The 1,236-nt window shown below is 79.3% G+C and carries 1 pseudogene; it reads left to right on the forward strand.

Features of this window, described 5'->3' with window-relative positions:
* Positions 1-14: 14 nt before the first annotated feature.
* Positions 15-1,236 (forward strand): annotated as a pseudogene (locus ABZW03_RS40980) (SMC family ATPase); the annotation flags it as partial.

Below are 1,236 nucleotides of genomic sequence, written 5' to 3' on the forward strand. Positions count from 1 at the left end.
TCAGACGTGTGCTCTTGCTATCTGACGCCGCCGGACTGGCGGAGGCCGAGCTGCGGCTGCGGGCCGAGGTGGTCCGGCTGGAGGCGGCCCGGGCGGAGGAACGGCGCTGCGCCGAACTCGCCCGTGAGCAGCGGTCCCTGGCGGAGGACCGACGCGCCGCCGAGGAGCTGGCCGAGGAGGCCGAGGACTGGCTCGCCGAGTTCGAGGGCGAGCTGGGCCGCCTGGAGCAGCAGCACGCCGAGGCCCGGTCGGCGACCACCCGGGTCGAGCAACTGGACGAGAAGCGCGCCGAGTTGACCGTCCGGCTGGGCGCGGCCCGGGAGCGCGACGGGCTGCGCGCCGAGATCGCCGCGGCCGAACCCCGGGTGGCCGCCCTGCGCACCGCCGCGCTGGACGCCCGCGAGCACGGTCTGAACCTGCGGGACCGCCGACTGAGCGGCATGGCCGCCGAGTTGGCCGAGCAGCTGCGCGCGGGCGAGGCCTGCCGGGTCTGCGGCTCGCCCGAGCACCCGGCGCCCGCCGAGGCCGCTCCCGGCGGCCGGGTCGGCGCCGAGGACGAGGAGCGGGCGCGCCGGGCCCAGGCCGCCGCCGAGCGGGCCTGGACGGAGGCCGACCAGGCGCTCACCGCCCTGCGGGTGCGCGAGGCCACCGCCGTCGGCACGGCCGGGCCGGACGGGACGGACGCGCTCGCGCGGGCCCTCGCCGATCTGGAGCGCGAGCACCGCGGGGCCCGGCACGCGGCGGAGGCGCTCGGCCCGGTCGAGCAGGAGATCGCCCGGCTGTCGCAGGACCGCGCCCGCCGGGTCGACGAGCTGCGGGAGGCCAAGGAGCGCGCCGCCGTGCTCTCCGACCGGCTGCAGGCGCTCGGCACCGAACAGCAGGCGCTGACCGACCGGGTGGCGGCCGCCCGCGGTGAGGCGGCCTCCGTCGCCGACCGGGCCGCGGCCCTCACCCGGCTCACCGAGGCGGTCGCCGCCGCGGCCAGCGCCGCCCGGGCCCGCGCGGAGGCGGCGGCCCGGCTCGAGGACGCCGAGGACGAACTGGGCAAGGCCGCCGCCTCGGCGGGCTTCCCGGACGCCGAGGCGGCGCTGGCGGTCCTGCTGCCGCGCGAGGAGCGCGAGCGGCTGGAGGCCCGGTTGGACGAACTCCGCTCGGTCTCCAAGACCTACCGCTCCGGCCCGGAGCCCGTCACCGGCCTGGACCGGGTCGACCTCGGCTTCGCCTACGGAACCTTCA

The organism is Kitasatospora sp. NPDC004799, assembly GCF_040609095.1.
Taxonomy (GTDB): domain Bacteria; phylum Actinomycetota; class Actinomycetes; order Streptomycetales; family Streptomycetaceae; genus Kitasatospora.